This window comes from Chitinophaga rupis, from assembly GCF_900109685.1.
Classification (GTDB): Bacteria; Bacteroidota; Bacteroidia; order Chitinophagales; family Chitinophagaceae; genus Chitinophaga; species Chitinophaga rupis.
Genome location: NZ_FOBB01000003.1, coordinates 77,006 through 94,270 on the forward strand (window position 1 = coordinate 77,006; position 17,265 = coordinate 94,270).

The 17,265-nt window shown below is 48.4% G+C and carries 15 protein-coding genes; 9 read left to right on the forward strand and 6 right to left on the reverse strand.

Annotation, left to right across the window (positions count from 1 at the left end; genetic code table 11):
- Nucleotides 1-48: 48 nt before the first annotated feature.
- The 6 genes from BMZ54_RS13405 (at nucleotide 49) to BMZ54_RS13430 (ending at nucleotide 8,875) form a co-directional block, all read left to right on the forward strand.
- The gene (locus BMZ54_RS13405; RefSeq protein ID WP_089912144.1) at nucleotides 49-3,282 is read left to right on the forward strand and encodes a TonB-dependent receptor; all 3,234 of its coding nucleotides are present in this window, start codon (nucleotides 49-51) and stop codon (nucleotides 3,280-3,282) included.
- A 241-nt stretch (nucleotides 3,283-3,523) separates the two neighbouring features.
- Complete coding sequence (locus BMZ54_RS13410; RefSeq protein WP_089912147.1) at nucleotides 3,524-4,231, forward strand: esterase family protein; 708 nt, start codon at nucleotides 3,524-3,526, stop codon at nucleotides 4,229-4,231.
- A gap of 42 nt (nucleotides 4,232-4,273) precedes the next feature.
- The gene (locus BMZ54_RS13415; protein WP_089912150.1) at nucleotides 4,274-5,356 is read left to right on the forward strand and encodes a hypothetical protein; all 1,083 of its coding nucleotides are present in this window, start codon (nucleotides 4,274-4,276) and stop codon (nucleotides 5,354-5,356) included.
- A gap of 241 nt (nucleotides 5,357-5,597) precedes the next feature.
- On the forward strand, nucleotides 5,598-6,692 hold the full coding sequence (locus BMZ54_RS13420) for a carboxylate-amine ligase (RefSeq protein WP_089912153.1): 1,095 nt from the start codon (nucleotides 5,598-5,600) through the stop codon (nucleotides 6,690-6,692).
- Between the two features lie 132 nt (nucleotides 6,693-6,824).
- On the forward strand, nucleotides 6,825-7,685 hold the full coding sequence (locus BMZ54_RS13425; protein WP_238386576.1) for a type 1 glutamine amidotransferase: 861 nt from the start codon (nucleotides 6,825-6,827) through the stop codon (nucleotides 7,683-7,685).
- Nucleotides 7,682-8,875 (forward strand): hypothetical protein, encoded by a 1,194-nt coding sequence (locus BMZ54_RS13430; RefSeq protein ID WP_089912156.1) that lies wholly within the window; start codon nucleotides 7,682-7,684, stop codon nucleotides 8,873-8,875. The genes BMZ54_RS13425 and BMZ54_RS13430 overlap by 4 nt, the downstream gene beginning before the upstream one ends.
- Nucleotide 8,876: 1 nt before the next feature.
- On the opposite strand, the gene BMZ54_RS13435 is transcribed toward BMZ54_RS13430, so the two are convergent.
- A complete protein-coding gene (locus tag BMZ54_RS13435) occupies nucleotides 8,877-10,640 on the reverse strand; it encodes a M35 family metalloendopeptidase (protein ID WP_089912159.1) in 1,764 nt (587 codons plus the stop codon).
- A 119-nt stretch (nucleotides 10,641-10,759) separates the two neighbouring features.
- Between BMZ54_RS13435 and BMZ54_RS13440 the strand changes: the two genes are divergently transcribed.
- Both BMZ54_RS13440 and BMZ54_RS13445 read left to right on the forward strand, forming a co-directional pair.
- Complete coding sequence (locus tag BMZ54_RS13440) at nucleotides 10,760-12,010, forward strand: hypothetical protein (RefSeq protein ID WP_089912162.1); 1,251 nt, start codon at nucleotides 10,760-10,762, stop codon at nucleotides 12,008-12,010.
- An 11-nt stretch (nucleotides 12,011-12,021) separates the two neighbouring features.
- Nucleotides 12,022-12,405, forward strand: coding sequence for a RidA family protein (locus tag BMZ54_RS13445; protein ID WP_089912165.1), 384 nt, complete (start codon nucleotides 12,022-12,024; stop codon nucleotides 12,403-12,405).
- 241 nt (nucleotides 12,406-12,646) lie between these two features.
- Here the strand turns inward: BMZ54_RS13445 and BMZ54_RS13450 are convergent, their stop codons facing one another.
- The 5 genes from BMZ54_RS13450 to BMZ54_RS13470 all read right to left on the reverse strand — a co-directional run bounded on the left by BMZ54_RS13450 (nucleotide 12,647) and on the right by BMZ54_RS13470 (nucleotide 16,140).
- Nucleotides 12,647-12,955, reverse strand: coding sequence for a rhodanese-like domain-containing protein (locus BMZ54_RS13450; RefSeq protein WP_089912168.1), 309 nt, complete (start codon nucleotides 12,953-12,955; stop codon nucleotides 12,647-12,649).
- A 263-nt stretch (nucleotides 12,956-13,218) separates the two neighbouring features.
- On the reverse strand, nucleotides 13,219-14,025 hold the full coding sequence (locus BMZ54_RS13455; RefSeq protein ID WP_238386577.1) for a PASTA domain-containing protein: 807 nt from the start codon (nucleotides 14,023-14,025) through the stop codon (nucleotides 13,219-13,221).
- A 98-nt stretch (nucleotides 14,026-14,123) separates the two neighbouring features.
- Complete coding sequence (locus BMZ54_RS13460) at nucleotides 14,124-15,116, reverse strand: D-alanine--D-alanine ligase (RefSeq protein ID WP_089912174.1); 993 nt, start codon at nucleotides 15,114-15,116, stop codon at nucleotides 14,124-14,126.
- Between the two features lie 127 nt (nucleotides 15,117-15,243).
- Nucleotides 15,244-15,696, reverse strand: coding sequence for a DUF4440 domain-containing protein (locus BMZ54_RS13465; RefSeq protein WP_089912177.1), 453 nt, complete (start codon nucleotides 15,694-15,696; stop codon nucleotides 15,244-15,246).
- A 96-nt stretch (nucleotides 15,697-15,792) separates the two neighbouring features.
- Entirely contained in the window at nucleotides 15,793-16,140 is a 348-nt protein-coding gene (locus BMZ54_RS13470) for a 4Fe-4S dicluster domain-containing protein (RefSeq protein WP_089912180.1), read from the reverse strand.
- A 93-nt stretch (nucleotides 16,141-16,233) separates the two neighbouring features.
- Here BMZ54_RS13470 and BMZ54_RS13475 point away from each other — a divergent pair, with 93 nt between their 5' ends.
- A complete protein-coding gene (locus BMZ54_RS13475) occupies nucleotides 16,234-17,232 on the forward strand; it encodes an acyl-CoA reductase (protein ID WP_089912182.1) in 999 nt (332 codons plus the stop codon).
- Nucleotides 17,233-17,265 lie beyond the last annotated feature (33 nt).

Below are 17,265 nucleotides of genomic sequence, written 5' to 3' on the forward strand. Positions count from 1 at the left end.
ATATGATTATTTCTCAATTTTGCGGGGTAAATCAAACTTGCTAGAATTATGGGATTTCACAAATTTCTACTCACTGTTACCCTCGTGCTGAGTACTATTTTTTCCTATGCTCAGGTTACGACGAGTAGCCTTACCGGTGTTGTAAAGGACAATAAGAATGAAGGACTTATCGGGGCTACCGTAAAAGCCACCCACGTACCTACGGGAACCGTTTACGGAACCATTTCCCAGGCAGAAGGACGGTTCAACATCCCTAACATGAAGGTTGGCGGCCCCTATAAAATAGAAGTAACCTTTATAGGATATGTAACCCGTACCTACCAGGATATTTCCCTGCAGCTGGGTGTACCCGCCAAGCTGAATGTTCAGCTGGAGGACAACTCCAAATCGCTGAACGAAGTAGAGGTGATCTATAACAGGAACGCCCTTATTTCCCCCGAAAGACAGGGTACCCAAACCAACTTGTCGCAGCAGCAGCTGCAAACCCTCCCTACTACCAGCCGTAACATTAACGATTTTGTGCGTCTGGTACCACAGGCACAGGCCAGAAGGGACGCCTCTGACGGCTCTACCATGGGTATTTCCTTTGCCGGCGCAAGTAATAAATATAACCAGTTCACTATTGACGGCGCCAATGCTACGGACGTATTTGGCCTTGCAGCCAGCGGCACCAACGGCGGACAGGCCAGCATCAACCCTATACCTTTTGACGCTATTGAGCAGGTACAGGTAGTGCTGTCTCCCTACGATGTAACACTGGGCGGTTTTACCGGTGGTGGTGTGAATGCAGTAACCCGTTCCGGCTCCAACCAGATGCACGGATCTGCCTACACTTTTAACCAGAACCAGTCTTTTGTAGGTAAAAGTGCCGATACCCGTGATAAATATGGTGATTTCCATGACTGGACCTTTGGCGCCCGTTTAGGTGGCCCGATCATTAAAGACAAGCTGTTCTTCTTCGTTAACTATGAAGGACAAAGACGCAGCCGTCCGCTGGACTTCCAGCCCGGCAGCGGCGCTTCTTCCATTGACGCAAATGTGGTAAAGGACCTGAGCGATTTCCTGAAAGATGAGACCAAACACCCCGGCTGGAGCTATGATCCGGGTGCTTACAACAATATTAGCATTCCGAAAGAAGCCAACTCCGTTTTTGCGCGTGTTGACTGGAACATCAATGAAAAGAACAAGCTGACCCTCCGCCACAGCTTTGTAAAAGGCAGCAACCTGATCATCAGCGACTCCCGCACAGCTATGAGCTTCCTGAATAACGGTTACAAGTTCAACTCTACCAACAACTCTACTGTACTGGAGCTGAACTCCAATATATCCAGCAGGTTTTCCAATATGCTGCGTGTAACGTATAATGCTACCCGTGATAACCGCGCTACTCCCGGCGATCCGTTCCCGGCTGTAAGCATTTCAGATAATGGCGCTACTTACCGTTTTGGTACAGAGAACAGCTCACAAGCCAACAAACTGGACCAGAACAACTATACCATTACTGATAACTTAACCATTTATTACGGCAAGCATACGTTCACCGTTGGTACGGACAACCAGTTCTATAATACCAACAACGTATTTATGCAGGGTATATTAGGTAACTATAGCTATAACAGCATAGATTCCTTTAAGGCGAATGTTGCCCTGAACAGCTACACCACCAACTACTCTACCAAAGGTGGTAACGACCTGGCAGCTTCTGTAATGCATGCCGCTCAGTTTGGCCTGTATGTACAGGATGTTTTTGATGTTACTGATAACTTTAAGCTGACCTACGGTATCAGGGCAGACATGCCGGTGTTCTTCAATAAACCGGCTGCCAATGATTTCTTCAATAATTCAGCAATAGCCAAAGCAAATAATGTGGCTACCAATCAAATGCCTAAGTCGCAGATACTGCTGGCTCCAAGAGCTGGTTTTAACTGGGATGTTAAAAAAGACGGTACTACCCAGCTGCGTGGCGGTGTAGGTTTATTTACCGGCCGTGTTCCTTTTGTATGGATCTCTAACCAATACGCAGGTACCGGTGTGACCAGGATCAGCTATTCTGCCAACAATGCCGCTGCGGTAAAAGCTGCAGGTATCACCTTCAATCCTAACAATCCTTACCGTCCGGCCCCCAGCACCGGCGGTACGCCAGCGCCTACTGAAATTGACGTAACAGAACGTGATTTCAAATTCCCGCGGGTGCTGCGTGCTAACCTGGCCATTGACCAGAAGCTGCCTTTCGGCATTGTGGGTACCTTAGAAGGTATTTATACCAAAACCATCCAGGACATCCTGTATCATGATCTGAACCTGGCGCCTTCTACCGGCACTATTAACCTGGGCGATACCAAGCGTCCTTTTTATGGTTCCCTGGTAGACCCGAACTTTACCAAGATCCTGTCACTGGGTAATACCACTGAAGGTTACTCTTATAACATTACCGCACAGCTGCAGAAATCATTCAGCCAGGGTTGGACGGCCAGCCTGTCTTACAGCCTGGGCCACTCTTACGGTGTGAATGATGGTACTTCTTCTACCGCTACTTCCAACTACCGTTTTGCCTATAACATCAATGGCCTTAACAACCTGGACCTGGCCCGTAACAACTACGACCAGGGTTCACGCATTGTGGGTTATGTTGGCAAACGCTTCAGGTATGGTAAGTTCTCTACCAACATTGGTTTAGTGTACACCGGCCAGTCTGGCCAGCCGCTTTCCTATGTTTATTTTGGTGATGTGAATGGTGATGATGGTACCACCCGTACCTCCGCCAACACCAGCAACAGCGCTGACCTGATGTATATACCCAACAGCGCAGCCCAGTTCAGCACCTTAGTAGTAGGTACCGGCGCCAGTGCAGTAACCTATACTCCGGAGCAGCAGTATGCTATGTTCCAGGAATATGTGAATTCCAACAAATACCTGCGCGATCACGTGGGTAAGAATACCGAAAGGAATGGCGCACGCCTGCCCTGGGAAAACCACTTTGACCTGAAAGTGGCCGAAGATTTTGCTGTAATTAAGGATCATACACTGAGCCTTACTTTCGATATTTTTAACGTAAGCAACCTGCTGAACAAGAACTGGGGACGTGCTTACTACCCGGGTAATACTAACCAGGAGCTGCAACCGCTTAACCTGGCTAAAACCACTGCCTGGATAGATCCCAACACGCCTACCTTTACCTTTAACCCGCAATTCGGCACTAACCAGTACACGAAGGAGCCCTGGGCTTATTCCAACTTCCTTTCCCGCTGGAACATGCAGGTAGGTTTGCGTTATAGCTTCTAAGCACAATATTTTCTTCCTGATAAAGAAGGGTGTCTCATATATTGAGACACCCTTCTTGTTTTACAATTACGAATTTTTCAATTACGAATTACGATCCCGCCGAAGCGGAACATAACCTGCCCCGCCCAGCGGGGAATGCCATTGAAAATAATTATGGTTATGAATAATTGGAATGCAGCGGATGCAGAGATGTGCAGTGCAGCGGTAACAAAATCCCACCATTTTTCGCTATTTTTAGTAAGTGACGGAAAACTATTACAAATGGCATTCGCCCTACCTGGGCAAAGATTTTGAAATGCTGGTGTTCGGTGATGAGGGATACCCGCTGATACTGTTCCCCACCTCAATGGGCCGGCATTACGAAAGCAAAGACAGGGGCCTGATTGAATCCCTGCGCTGGTTTGTGGATCAGCAGCTGGTACGCATTTACTGCCCCGATAGCATAGATCATCACAGCTGGTATAACCGGCACATTCCCCCTGCAGCGCGGGCCTATAACCATACCCGTTATGACCAGGCGCTGCTGCACGAGGTGCTGGAACGCGCCGTGCAGGAAACCGGCATTCAGCGTGTAGCCGTGGCAGGGTGCAGCTTTGGCGGGTACCATGCGGCAAACTTTGCCTTCCGCTACCCGGAGAAAGTATCTTACCTGTTTAGCCTGAGCGGTACGTTTGATGTACGTTTCCGCCTGGACGGGCATTATGATGACAACGTTTATTTTAATAACCCGGTGGATTATATGCCGGGCAATAAAGCTGCTGCGCTCTGGCGCATGGGCATCATATTAGGTGTGGCGGAGCATGATGTGGCCCGTGCGCAGAACGAACATTTATCGGCCATACTGGCCAGCAAGCAGATCTCCCACTGGCTGGATGTACGCCCCAATGCAGTGCATGACTGGTCCTGGTGGAAGGAGATGCTGCCGTACTATTTATCCCTGATCAAGTAAGATTGAAACCATGCAAGATCATCATACAAAAAAAATTCAACCATGAAAAAAATAGGTGTGCTCTTTGGCCAGGAAACTATTTTTCCGCAGGCATTAATTGACAGAATAAACCAGCAAAACAATAAAGGCATTCAGGCGGAAGCTGTGGTAATAGATAAGGTGATACAGGGGCAGGATACCGGTTATGCTGTGATCCTGGACCGTATATCCCACCACGTGCCCTTTTACCGTTCCTGGGTAAAGCATGCTGCATTAAACGGCGCGGTGGTGCTTAACAACCCTTTCTGGTGGAGCGCCGATGAAAAATTTGTGAACAATGAGCTGGCCCTGAAGGCTGGGTTGCAGGTACCTAAAACCGTGCTGCTGCCTACTTTTGAGCATCCTGCGCATACTACTTCAGATAGTTTCCGTAACCTGGCTTACCCGTTTGACTGGGATGCCATTTTTGCCTATACTGGTTTTCCCGCTTACCTGAAACCTTTATCGGACGGAGGCTGGCGTAATGTGCACCGCGTAACTTCTGCCGAAGAATGCTTTCACCGCCATGCCGCCACCGGCCACCAGGTAATGCTGCTGCAGGAAGAAATTCACTTTGAAAGCTACTACCGCTGCTTTTATATTGGCGGGCAGGTACGTATTATGCCCTATGATCCGCGCCGCCTGCACCAGCACCGTTATGAAGCTGATTTTACGCCGGATGAGCAGCTGCAGCAAACACTGGTGAAACAGGTAACCAAGCTGAATCAATATCTTGGGTATGATTTTAATACTGTGGAAATAGCTGTGCACCAGGGCGTGCCCTATGCCATTGATTTCTTTAACCCGGCCCCGGAAGCGGATATACATACCATTGGCGAAGCCAATTTTGAATGGATAGTAGCTACCAGCGCTGCTTTTTTAATTGAAAAGGCCCAAGCGGCGGCAGCTAAGAAGGGTACAGCAAAGCTTAGCTGGGGCGGCTTTTTGCAGGAGAATACGCAGGTAGTTGCGGAGAAGAAAGTAACGGAGAAAAAAGCGGTAGAGAAGAAGAGCGTGGAAAAGAAGACGGCGGAGAAGAAAGCGCCGGTTAAGAAAAAAGAGGATGAGCCAGTGAAAGCGAAGAAGGCGAAGGCAAAGGAAGCGTAGGAAGAATTACGAATTGTCAGTTACGAATTACGGCCCCGCAAGACGGGCCATAGCCTGCCTCGCGGGGCGGGGCAGGCTATGGAAAGCAATTACGATATGAGTAATTACGAATTGGAATGCAGTGAAAGCATCACACATATCAAATATTCAGACATTAAATCAGACTGTATAACCCAACATTTACTATAAACCGCGCTGATCCATTCGTAATCCGTAATTTCGTCATTCGTAACTAAACCTTATGCAATTCACGCTTGGCATTGAAGAAGAATACATGGTGATGGACCCGAAAACCCGGGAACTCTGCTCCCATGAGCAAAAGATCGTAGAACAGGCCCATAAGCTGATCCGCGATAAAGTAAAAGCAGAGTTTCACCAGGCCGTAGTGGAAGTAGGTACACAGATCTGCACCAATATTGAAGAAGCCCGGCAGGATGTGGCCCTGCTACGCAAAACCATCTGGACCATTGCCGGCGACCTGGGTTACAGTATTGGCGCATCCGGCACCCATCCTTTTTCTGAATGGGCGCTGCAGCTGATCACCGACCATCCCCGCTATTTTGAGATCGTGAATGAAATGCAGGATGCTGCGCGCTCCAACCTTATTTTCGGTTTACACGTGCACGTTGGCATGGAGAACCGGGAAATGGCCCTGCACATAGCCAACTCCGTACGTTATTTTTTGCCGCATATTTTTGCACTAAGCACTAACTCCCCTTTTTGGGAGGGCCGCAATACCGGCTTCAAATCCTTTCGCACCAAGGTGTTCGACAAATTTCCACGCACCGGCATTCCCGATTATTTTGGCAGCATAGAGGAATATGATAATTATGTGAAGCTGCTTATTAAAACCAACTGTATTGATAATGCCAAAAAGATCTGGTGGGACCTGCGCGTGCATCCGTTCTTTAATACCGTAGAGTTCCGCATTTGCGATATTCCGCTCACGACTGATGAAACCTGTACCCTGGCGGCGCTGTTCCAGGCCGTATGCGCCAAGATCTACAAGCTGCGCGCGCAAAACCTGAACTTCATTATTTATAACCGTGCCCTGGTAAATGAAAATAAATGGCGGGCTTCCCGTTATGGCATTGATGGCAACCTGATTGATTTTGGAAAGGAAATGGAAGTGAATGCCCGCGCTCTTATTTATGAGCTGCTGGATTTTGTGGATGATGTGGTAGATGATCTTGGCTCCCGCCCGTTCATTGAAAATACCAGCCGGATCCTGGAACAGGGCACCGGCGCAGACAAACAGCTGCGTATTTATGAACAGACCAATGACCTGGTAGCAGTGGCAGATTTTATACAGGAGCAGTTTTTAAAAGGGGTATAAAGGCTGGTGAAATAAATCAGCGTGACATTTGAAGAGGATGCTTCTATTGCTGCTATGAATGCTGTAAATGAAGAAGATCCTAATGCCCTTTACCAGCCTATATAATAAAAAGATGTTGCTTAACTTTGCAACATGATGTTACCCGTTAAACAGCAGTGGAAAGTAGCTGTGTTGGATATGTACGAAGGTGTGGCCAATGAGGGCATGCGCTGTATCCGGGAAATACTGGCGGATTATAGCGCCACGCACGGTTTACAGCTGCAGGCAGATGAGTTTGAAATACGTCTTGCAAACGAGGTACCTGATCTTTCCTACGATATTTACATCTCTACCGGCGGGCCTGGCAGCCCGGTAGACAGTGCTGGCAGCGATTGGGAAAAGGCCTACTTTGGCCTGGTGCAGGACCTGATAAAGTGGAATGAAAGCGCGGAGGTAAAGAAGCCCATGCTGTTCATATGCCACTCTTTTCAGCTCATGTGCCGCTATTTTGAGCTGGGGCAGGTATGCCGGCGCCGGTCGCCTGCATTTGGGGTGTTCCCGGTGCATAAGACCCATGCCGGCGAGCTGGAGCCCTTATTGCAGCAGCTGCCGGAACCGTTTTACGTGGTAGACAGCCGCAACTGGCAGGTGATAGGTTTGCAGCCCGCAAAACTGCAGGCTATGGGTGCGCAGGTGCTGGCCATAGAAAAGGAACGCCCACATGTGCCGCTGGAAAGGGCCGTGATGGCCATCCGTTTTAACGCGCACTTCCTGGGCACACAATTTCACCCGGAGGCTGATGCAGCAGGTATGCGCAAATACTTATTACAGGACGATAAAAGGCAGCATGTAGCAGCTACCTACGGGGCAGAGAAATATGAAAGCATGCTGGAACAGCTGACCGATCCGGGAAAGATAACGCTGACGCATAACCGCTTTATTCCTACCCTCCTGAACGATATTATTTTGGGGCCACTGTCCCAGGTTCACACACCGCTGATGACCAAATTATGATACCCTCCTTACGCACATATTATAACGAGCATTTTACTACCGGTAAATACCAGGCTTTCCTGGACAGCCTGGCTGCTGAAGCCGGGGAAGCGCCTGCCTTCCGGGTAGCAGAAACGCCGGTGTTTGTACCGGCCGCCCTTACCAGCAAGCTGGTGCAGGCTTGTGAAGAGGTAGTGGAGGTAATATTACGTCCTGATTTCAAAGACATAACCCGCGACGCTATTCCCAATGCGCTGAAGGTACCGGCAGAAAATACGCATCCGCATTTCCTGATCATTGATTTTGCAGTATGCCGGCAGGAAAACGGGGAACTGGCGCCGCAGCTGATAGAGCTGCAGGGCTTCCCTACCCTGTTTGCTTTCCAGGAAGTAATGGCCCGGCAGTTCAAACATCATTTTAATATACCCGGTACTGTTACTAATTTCTTTAACGGGCTGGATGGAGATAGTTATTTTAAATTACTGCAGCAGCTGATCGTTGGGGACAATGACCCGCAGGAGGTAATATTGCTGGAAGTAGCGCCCCAGCTGCAAAAAACCAGGGTGGATTTTTACTGTACGCAAAAACGCCTGGGCATAAACCCGGTATGCGTAACGGAGCTTATACAGGATGGCTCCAATCTTTATTATAATAACAACGGCAAGCAAACGCCGGTAAAACGTATATACAACCGGGTTATATTTGATGACCTGATCAAACAGCAGGCTACGCTGGGCAGCTATCCCAACCTGTTCCAGCACCTGGATGTGGAATGGATCACACACCCTAACTGGTTTTACCGCATCAGCAAATTCATGCTGCCGCTTATACAAAGCCCCTTTGCGCCTAAAAGCTGGTACCTGCACACCTTGCCGGTAATACCTGCCGACCTGGAAAATTATGTGCTGAAACCCCTGTTCTCCTTTGCAGGGCAGGGCGTGATCATAGATGTAACGCCGGCGGATATTGATAATATTAAAGACCCTGAAAACTGGATACTGCAGCACAAAGTGCAGTACGCCCCGGTAATTTATACGCCCAGCGGCCCGGCCCATTGTGAAATACGGATGATGTATATATGGCCGGACGACAGCCCGCGCCCGCTGCTGGTGCATAACCTGGCGCGTATCAGTAAAGGAAAGATGATTGGCGTGAGCAATAATGCCCAGGATACCTGGGTGGGCGGCAGCTGCTGCTTTTTTGAGCAGTAGCTTAGTCAGAGAGCGGTGTAGTGATCCCCGCTTCTTCTGTAATATCCTGTATCATGAAAATATAACCATTACCGGTCATGCCGTACAAATCAAATATTTCAATCAATATTTCCTTTAATTGATCCTTGCGCGATAATTCCAGGAAGGCTGCGTTCACTTCAAAAACATCATCGTCATTAATACTGAGGAGCGAATCGCTGGTTACCTTGCGTACGGTAACGTCACCTGAAATAAATCTTTTAGCTGCCCTGAATTTATTTGCCACTCCCCGTACCTGAACAATATCGTTTAATGTTGGATAGCTGCCTTCCACAGGTTCCGTAATCTTTAATTCTTCGCTGGCTGCTTTTGCTATATCAAAATAATAACCTGTTTTCCATCCTTCCGTTCTTGCAGTACTCATTCTGTCGTACAGCCCTTCCAGGTCCTGCACCGTTACGCCCAGGCTTTTTTCGGCTATGGCCACACAATATTTTACGGCCATCAGCTGTTCGCCTGGTGTACTTTCAAATCCCTCATACTGGTCAGCAGCCACTTGCCGGACAGCTATCGTATCCTTTCCTAACAGGGAACGCACAAACAATACATAGCTATCTGCATTGGCTATCTTTTCTTCATTAATAATGAAATCCAACATCCGGTCGTCCATGTAGGCATAGTCTTCAGATTTAATGTCCGGCGTGCCGTGGGTAGCTTCATGCAACAAGGTATCCAGGCGGTCCGGCAGCCCTTTTTCCAGGAACCTGGGACGTATGGTAATAATTGCTTCTGCTCCGAATCCCTCGTTCTTAGCCAGGCCGGTACCTGCCTTAGGATCTTTTGCTGTGGTGAATTTATAACGTTCTGCTCCGCGCATTAGTATTAACTGGGCTTCTAACGCAGCCAGGTTATGTATCACCCCCTCTGCTACATCTGCCGTACCAAAGTATTGCCGCAGGGCCTCCTGGTACGTATGGTGGTTTGCCTGCAAACGTTCATGGGCCAGATGCACATCTGTAATGGCTGCTTCCAGCGCTTCCTCATATATTCTCTTTGCCGCTTCTATTTTAGACGGATCTACCAGCTCTACTGTTTCCGGTTCTACGGTCGCCTCTTCTTCCGGCTCAATGGTTACGGAACGCATTAACCTATAGTCGGACCTGCCCAGCATGCCATTGATATTGGCTGATTTTTTCTCTTTTTCGCCGGTATGGCCTTTCATTGTCAGTTCATGTTCCACCGCTTCGCTACGGTCATCTGCAATTGTTTTCAAGGATTCAAGATCATATGTTTCCGGATCTGCTGCTTCCTCTTCGTCCACGGCTACATCTTCCTCCTCATCATCGCTACTATCTTTCTTCTCTACTTTTGCTCTTTTCTTTACACTTTCTTCTCCTGTGAGCTTGCGCTTGGCGCCACTTTCCTCCGTGTCCTCCTCTTTCTTAAGGGCTTCGTCTTCACTGGCATAACCGGTCAGCACTAACTTCGCCTCAGTATCACTGGTAGCAATAGTGGTTATCTTAGGTATTTCTGTGTTCTCAATGGTAACCTCTCCCCGCTCAAAAAACACCCGGTCGGGTTCATTCTCATCATGTAACCCGCTAATAGGATATTGCGTATCCACTACTCTTTGTATAACAGGGACCGGTGGTGGAATATGCGGTATTGGCAGATATGAAGAAAAAAGTTGTACCGGTGGCTTCAGGGCACGTCCGTTACCGTTAGTATTATTGGCAACGGCTTTACCCGGCTCCGTAGCAGGGGTATGGGGATGAGGGAAATGCATATTCCTAATATAGCATTTTTCCGGCGTATTTTGTTATGTAACATATACACTGCGTACTACCCCGCTACCTTTATATCGGAATATTTTTTATAATTTAACCGCAAATCCTGAGAACCCTTATGTTTGGAAATACAGCCCTGGATGTAGCCATTAGCCTGATATTTATTTACCTGCTTTATAGTTTGCTGGCTTCTATTATACAGGAAATAATAGCCCGCATTTTTAACCTGCGCGCCCGCTTTCTGACCAAAGCCCTTCGCCGTATACTGGATAATGATCCCCGTGGTAACCCGCTGGGGTGGCTGGGACAGTTCACCTTTTTTACCTGGTTCTATGAGCTGGGATGGAGTGTGATCTATTTTTTTGCGCCCTTTAAGAACAGCCCTTTCCTGAAAAAGTTCTATACTGAACCGGGCATTCACTCGCTGGGGGAAAGCAAATCGTCCAGCCGCCCTTCTTACATTAGCCCGCAGCTGTTTTCCCAAACCCTTATGCACCTGCTGCGCGGCCCGGGCTATGACAGCAGCACCCAGCAGGAGGCAGCCCTGGTAAAACAAAACCTGGAAAGCGGCCTGCCGCACCTGGGGCAGCCTACACGCAACCATTTGCTTAACCTGCTGGAAGATGCCCAGCGGGATGCAGAACGCTTCCGCAATAAAGTGGAACAATGGTTTGATGAAGTAATGGCCCGCACCAGCGGCTGGTACCGTAAACAGATACAGTTGCTGCTGATCATTATTGGGTTTATTATTGCCTGGCAGTTTAACGTGGATTCCATTGCCATTGCCCGCATACTTACCAAAGACAAAAAAGCAAGGGAGCAGATGGTAACCCTGGCTACCCAACGTTATGAGCTGTACGGCCAGTGGAAAGACAGCCTGAAACGCACCCTGGTAATTAAACAGGACACCATACGCATTGGAGATAGTATCTTTGTAAAGCCGGATACGGTGTACCAGGTAAGCCTGGAAGATGCCATGCTGGATAGCCTGTACCGCAGCCTGACCACCGATGCGGCGGATATACAGAATATATTAGGCATTAACCGTGGTAATTGTAAGGATACTGCTACTACCGATACCGCCTATACGCAAATTCACCAGCGGCTGGATTCTATTGCAGGCAAGCTGCTATCGGGCCCGGAGCTGCAAAAGTACAAGCAGGCCATGCAAACTGTGGCTAAACGGAATGTGGGCTGTTATACGCACCCCTATCAGCAGAACGGCTGGCTGGTATTCCTGGGATGGGTGATCACTGCACTGGCGGTTTCACTGGGCGCCCCCTTCTGGTTTGACCTGCTGAACCGCATAGTTAAGGTACGAACAGGAGGGCCGCAGGTAAGCACTACTACTGTACAGCAAACCAAATAAATATACCGCTTATGCAACGCACTAACTTTTCGTCCGGCGCCCCCTGGGAAAACAAAGTAGGCTACTCACGTGCCGTCAGGATGGGTAATGTGGTAGAAGTATCCGGCACAGTAGCGGCTGATGGTGATAAAGTGATGGGTGAGGGTAACGCCTATGCACAAACCAAATACATACTGGCCCGCATAGAAGCGGCGCTGGTAGCTGCCGGCGCCAGCCTGCACGATGTAGTACGCACCCGTATGTTTGTAACTGATATTTCTAAATGGGAAGAGATCGGACGGGCGCATGGAGAGTTTTTCCAGAGCATAAAACCCGTGACCACCATGGTGGAGGTGAGCCGTTTAATAGATAAACGGTTTTTGGTGGAGATTGAAGCAACAGCGATCGTGAGTTAATTACGAATCATGCTGAACGCGGAACGCGGAACGCTTAATGCTGACCGCCTGCAAAGCGCAACAACAGGTACTGCTACTTAATTACATTACCCTTGACCCTTTAAGTGCTTAATTATAGTAATGCCATTGAACGTAATTATTCATAGTCATAATTACATTCAATGGCATTCCCCGCTGGGCGGGGCAGGCTATGCCCCGCTTTGGCGTGGCTGTAATTAAATAATCCGTAATTAATCCGGCGTTATGCGCCGAATTTCTCCTGCCAGCTTAGCATGCCGCCGGTGAGGTTCTTTACGTTCTCAAAGCCCATGGTTTCCAGCACCATGGCGGCCTGACCGCTGCGGTTACCGCTACGGCAGTATACAATTACTTCTTTATCTTTCAGACCTTCTATTTCGTCTATCTGCATAGCGCGGATATCGCCCAGAGGTACTAAAGTACCGCCTATGTTAAATTCAGCGTTTTCATGCGGCTCCCGTACATCTACTAAATTCAGCTGTTCGCCGCTGTCTAAACGTTTTTTTACTTCTTCTGGTGTTATATTTTCCATGGTTGTAATGTTTTTTTAAGCTGAAAGCGGAAAGCAGAAAGCAAAAAGCTTTGGCAGTGTTTGAAGACCTTTGGCTTTATACTTTTATGCTTGCGCCTTATATTTTATGATTTGTTTTTTAAGGTGAAAGCGGAAAGCGGAAAGCAGAAAGCAAAAAGCGCTTACAGTGATTGAAGACCCTTTTACTTTACGCTTTGTGCTTTATGCTTTATGCTTTACGCTTTTATGCTTTTTGCTTTGTGCTTTATGCTTTGTGCTTTACGCTACTTCGAACTATCTGCCGTAGCAGTATCTTTTACCGGCCGGGTGGCGGCCAGCCATATATCAATGGTTTCGCCGGCCCGTACCCTATTCAGGTCGCCGATGCTATTATGGCGGGGCGGTACCTGCTTGGTTACGAAAGCATTGGCGGTATCTGTTACAGAGGCATCTATCAGCACGGTACCCAGGTTCAGGTTACTGGCGCTCAGGATCTCCCGCGCTTCCAGGTAAGTAAGACCGGATAGATCCGGTACCGGATTCTCTATGCTACCGGTGCCACTGCTCAGCACCAGGGTAATGTTACTGCCTTCGGGGATCATTTTACCTGCCTTTATGAGCTTACCGTTCAGTAATTGCTGTAATACGGTATTGGTGGCAAAATCCGGTTTATAAATAGTGTCTCCTACGTTCAGGCGGCGGCTGTGCAGCGTCATTTCAGCACTGCGGAAGGTAAGTCCTTCCAGGTCGGGCATGGCCACCATAGGGGGTACCACCTTATTTACGGTCAGGTAAATGGTACGGCCTACCTTTACTTCAGCGCCGGTTTCAGGCTGCTGCTCCCATACGCTTAGCGGGGGAATGCTGTCTAAATAAATAGAGTCCCGCACATCTGCTTCAAAGCCGGCTTTTTCCAGCAGCATGATAGCTTCCTTCACATTCTTACGGCGTACATCCGGTACTTTTAAGGTTTCATTATGCCGGGTTATAATGCCCAGCATTGAAAAGAACAGGATACCCAGTACCACCAGCAATCCTATTGCTATTAATAAGTTAAATCTAAAAGAGCGTCTGGTAATTTTTTCAAACACGATTTTTTGTTTTATGTTTTGCTGAAAGCTCAAAGCTGAAAGCATAAAGCACAAAGCACCTACAATAGCTGAAGCCTTTATGCTTTATGCTTTGCGCTTTATGCTTTTCTCAGGCTTTCTTCAATTAACATGCCGTAAAATTCCTGCAAGGTGCGGCCGGAAGCCCTTACCTGCTGCGGAACCAGGCTGTTTTCAGACTGGCCGGGCATGGTGTTCACTTCCAGGAAGAACAGCTTACCGGTGGCCTCTTCCCAAATGAAATCTATACGCACAATACCGCGGCAATTCAGCTTGTCATACAGGACGCCGGCGGTTTGCTGCACGCGCTGCGTGATCTCATCCGGTACCTGCGCGGGCGTAATTTCCTGGGATACGCCGGGTGTATACTTGGCTTCGTAATCAAAGAATTCCTTGCTGCTGATCACCTCTGTAATGGGCAGCACGGTGAGCTGGCCATTTACCTTAAATAAGCCGCAGGTAAGCTCACGGCCTTTAATGAACTCTTCTATCAGCACCTGGCTATCTTCCTTAAAAGCCTTTTCTATGGCGGCGGGCAGCTCCTCTGCCTTTGTTACTTTAGACATGCCAATGCTGCTGCCTCCTTCTGCCGGTTTTACAAATACGGGCAGGCGCAGCTGCTGTAACAGCGCGGCGGCATCATAAGGCTGATCCTTAAAAATATGTGCGGACTTAGATACGTTCACCACAGCCAGCGCGGCAACGATCTTATTGCAATAGCTTTTGTTAAATGTAAGGGCGGAGGTTACCATGCCGCAGCTGGTGTAAGGTATGCCCAGCATTTCAAAATAGCCCTGCAGGCGGCCATCTTCCCCGGGAGTACCGTGTATGCCTATAAAAACAGCGTCAAAAGTAACCTTGCTGCCGTTGAGGGTAAGGCTGAAATCATTTTTATCGATCTCCGCCGTTTTACCATCGGCGCCGGTATAGGTCCAGCTATTGCGGCTGATGGCGATCTTGTATACATTATACTTACTGCTGTCCAGCTGTTTTTCTATTACGGCTGCGCTTTGTACAGATATTACGGCTTCACCGGAATATCCGCCGGCTACCAATGCAATATTTTTTTTCATCTGTTAATGATTCGTCTTTTTATTGGTCTGCTGGAGCTTTGTATTATCCCCCGTGGCGCTCCAATGAAAGCGGCCCGGTTACATAAATACCTTTCCTATAAGCGGGTAAAGATAAAAGAAAAAACCCTTATTTCCCCAAACCTTCGTTACCGCTGTCCAGCACGTATTTCCAGCCGCCGGAGGCACTCTTTTTCCAGATAGTAACGTAGGTTCCCCGGGAGCTGGTATCTGCGGTGGTAAAGGTATAGGTACCATAGGTATATCCCAAGTCCCCTGAGGCTGCCACCTCAACAAAGGTGGGTTCCCAGGTAAGGGTAATACCGCTATCGTTCATACGCTCTATGTACTTCACGGCTTCCGGCCCTACAATAGGGTAATGGTGCTGGCGTAATAATACGGCGGTACTATCTGCATAAGCCAGGAAAGCCAGGCGCATGCCTTTTTCTTTGGAAACACGGGAAAAAGCAATGTCGGCATGCCGTAAGGACTCCTCTGCGCCTGCTTTGTCGCCGGCGGCCGGTGTTTGGCAGGCGGCCAGCCCTAACAGGAATATACTGAATGCTAACAGGGTACGCTGCATATAAACGGTGATTTTCACATGTAAATAAAAGAAAAAAGGAGAAAAGGCATACGCCTCTCTCCTTTTTATTAATTATAAGCTTCCTGTAATAATATATTAAATATGCAGTTTCTCTTTCTTGGCTAACAGCTCATCTACTGTTTCCTGGTACATTTCGTCCGGTACGCAACAATCTACCGGGCAAACGGCAGCACATTGCGGCTCTTCATGAAAGCCCTGACACTCTGTACATTTATTGGGTACAATATAATAAGTATCCACGCTTATCGGAGCATTGGCCTGATCTGCATCTATTGTTGTACCTTCCTTCAGGGTATAGGAGCCCTTTACCGTAGTACCATCTGCAATACGCCATTCAACGCCACCTTCATAAATTGCATTGTTGGGGCATTCTGGTTCGCAGGCGCCACAATTAATACATTCATCTGTTATCTTAATTGCCATAGTATAAACTTTTTGTTTAAGTGGTAAGCCATTAATTTTGTGAACAAAAATAGAACTTCCCGGATTAAAAGTTTAAATATTTCTTACCGTTTCATGAACAACACGCAAAAAACAGCCGCTTTATTACGTTTACGCGAATACCTGACCAGTAATGATGAAGCCCTGCAACAGGTTAAAATACAGGCTTCCCAGGTCAATGGCTGGTTTACGCCTGCTTTCATAGATACTGCCATTCAAAATATCTGCCAATATTACCTGGATGAGACTTTGCTGAATAACTGGCTGGCAGCTTACCCCCAGCCTGCAGGGCAGCTTCCCAAAACCGTGGGCATTACGACTGCCGGTAACATTCCACTGGTGGGCTTTCACGACTGGCTCTGCGGTTTTGTGAGCGGGCACCATGTAAAGCTGAAATTATCGTCTAAGGATACCTTGCTGTTGCAGCACCTGCTGCAAGTGATGAGTAGCTGGTACCCCGAAACTGCCCAACAGACCACAATCAGTGAAATGCTGAAGGATTGTGATGCCTATATTGCTACGGGCAGCAACAACTCTGCCCGGTACTTTGAATATTATTTTTCCCGCTTTCCGCATATTATACGCCGTAACCGTACCTCCGCGGCCCTGCTTACAGGGAACGAAACGGACGCGGAGCTGGAAGCCCTGGCGGATGATATGATGCTGTATTTTGGGCTGGGCTGCCGCAATGTAACCAAGATATTTGTTCCGGAGGGCTACGACTTTACGCCCCTGTTGCAGGCGCATGAAAGAAAGTATGCGTACCTGATGGAACATCATAAGTACCGGAATAATTACGATTATAACCTGGCGCTGTTTCTGTTGAACAGCAGCCCTTACCTGACCAATGGCAGCCTGCTGGTGCAGGAGCATGAATCTTTGTTCTCCGCCATCAGCGTGCTGCATTACGGCTATTACGAGGATGCTGCTACGCTGGCAACCGGCCTGTTAGCCAACCCTGACCTGCAATGCCTGGTGGGCCAGGACTTTACGCCTTTTGGACTGGCGCAGCAACCTTCCCTAACGGATTATGCAGATGGAATTGATACGCTTGCATTTTTGCGGGCCCTATAGGCCGCGCAAAAATGCAAGCGGTCCATGGTCAAT

Bases quoted from the DNA above. Each gene is read 5' to 3' on its own strand.
- BMZ54_RS13445 (WP_089912165.1), top strand. From the start codon at position 12,022: ATGCAACGCACTAACTTTTCGTCCGGCGCCCCCTGGGAAAACAAAGTA.
- BMZ54_RS13460 (WP_089912174.1), bottom strand. From the start codon at position 15,116: ATGAAAAAAAATATTGCATTGGTAGCCGGCGGATATTCCGGTGAAGCC.
- BMZ54_RS13450 (WP_089912168.1), bottom strand. From the start codon at position 12,955: ATGGAAAATATAACACCAGAAGAAGTAAAAAAACGTTTAGACAGCGGC.
- BMZ54_RS13415 (WP_089912150.1), top strand. From the start codon at position 4,274: ATGAAAAAAATAGGTGTGCTCTTTGGCCAGGAAACTATTTTTCCGCAG.
- BMZ54_RS13475 (WP_089912182.1), top strand. From the start codon at position 16,234: ATGAACAACACGCAAAAAACAGCCGCTTTATTACGTTTACGCGAATAC.
- BMZ54_RS13430 (WP_089912156.1), top strand. From the start codon at position 7,682: ATGATACCCTCCTTACGCACATATTATAACGAGCATTTTACTACCGGT.
- BMZ54_RS13435 (WP_089912159.1), bottom strand. From the start codon at position 10,640: ATGCATTTCCCTCATCCCCATACCCCTGCTACGGAGCCGGGTAAAGCC.
- BMZ54_RS13425 (WP_238386576.1), top strand. From the start codon at position 6,825: ATGATGTTACCCGTTAAACAGCAGTGGAAAGTAGCTGTGTTGGATATG.
- BMZ54_RS13470 (WP_089912180.1), bottom strand. From the start codon at position 16,140: ATGGCAATTAAGATAACAGATGAATGTATTAATTGTGGCGCCTGCGAA.
- BMZ54_RS13405 (WP_089912144.1), top strand. From the start codon at position 49: ATGGGATTTCACAAATTTCTACTCACTGTTACCCTCGTGCTGAGTACT.
- BMZ54_RS13465 (WP_089912177.1), bottom strand. From the start codon at position 15,696: ATGCAGCGTACCCTGTTAGCATTCAGTATATTCCTGTTAGGGCTGGCC.
- BMZ54_RS13440 (WP_089912162.1), top strand. From the start codon at position 10,760: ATGTTTGGAAATACAGCCCTGGATGTAGCCATTAGCCTGATATTTATT.
- BMZ54_RS13420 (WP_089912153.1), top strand. From the start codon at position 5,598: ATGCAATTCACGCTTGGCATTGAAGAAGAATACATGGTGATGGACCCG.